Origin of the sequence: Bacteroides intestinalis (assembly GCF_003464595.1) — a bacterium.
Taxonomy (GTDB): domain Bacteria; phylum Bacteroidota; class Bacteroidia; order Bacteroidales; family Bacteroidaceae; genus Bacteroides; species Bacteroides intestinalis_A.
This window is the reverse complement of sequence record NZ_QRZF01000064.1, coordinates 1-878: the sequence shown is the minus strand read 5'-3', so window position 1 is coordinate 878 and position 878 is coordinate 1. Positions and strand designations below refer to the sequence as shown.

The window sequence follows — 878 nt, the reverse complement described above, 5'->3', positions numbered from 1 at the left end:
GTCGGTACTATGTTTACAAGCTGCTATGATTCAGAAAACGGTGATGTTTCAAAACCGTATAAAGCACCGGACGCTGTTTACACATTCGTTGTTACGGTTAGTAATGGTATCACAGGTAAGCCTGTAGAAGGTGCAACAGTTACTGCTGGCTCTACTGCATGTGCAGGAGTAGGTAACGGTGTTTATCAGGCAGTTGTTACTAACGACCAGACTGGAACTAAGATGCCGTCTACAGTGACAGTATCAGTTGCAGCAGGTAGCGATTATGAAGCAGCAACAGCAACAGTAAACGTAGCTACTATCGAAAATGGTCAAGCTATTACTTGCTACGCTAACATTATCGTAAATCCGACCAAATATGAACCGGAAGGCTTGAAGGTAGAAACAGCTTCTAACCTGGCTTCTGAAACTGGTTCTTTCACTGGCGATAAGACTCTTGAAGGCGACAATGTTGAGTATGTAGAAAACATGGATATCATCAACTCATCTGATGATCCGATGCAAGTTACTAAAAACATCAAAGTTTTCATTGGTGCTAAATACGTACAAGAACCTGCTCAGACGAAAGCTATCGACGTTATTGCTGAACTGAAGAAGTATATTGAAAGCGTAGAAGGTACAGTAGGAACTGATTTCTCAACAGAAGTAAGACCTTACTCTTTCTTGCTGCCTGCTAAGTCTGCTTTGCAGAAGATTTCAGTTCAATATATGTATGATGATAAGACATTCAACTTTACATATAATGGCGTTTCATATGTTGCTAAGACAAGACGTGTTGTTAGTGTAATCTTCAGCAATACTCCGGTATTGACAGAGATGTATCACGGTCACGGACATGGTCATGGTCATGGTGGTGATTTGAATGCCGGTGGTGGTAT

General features: G+C 41.3%; 1 pseudogene. It reads left to right on the top strand.

Annotation, left to right across the window (positions count from 1 at the left end):
• Positions 1–878: pseudogene (locus tag DWW10_RS25840) on the top strand (DUF3869 domain-containing protein); the annotation flags it as partial.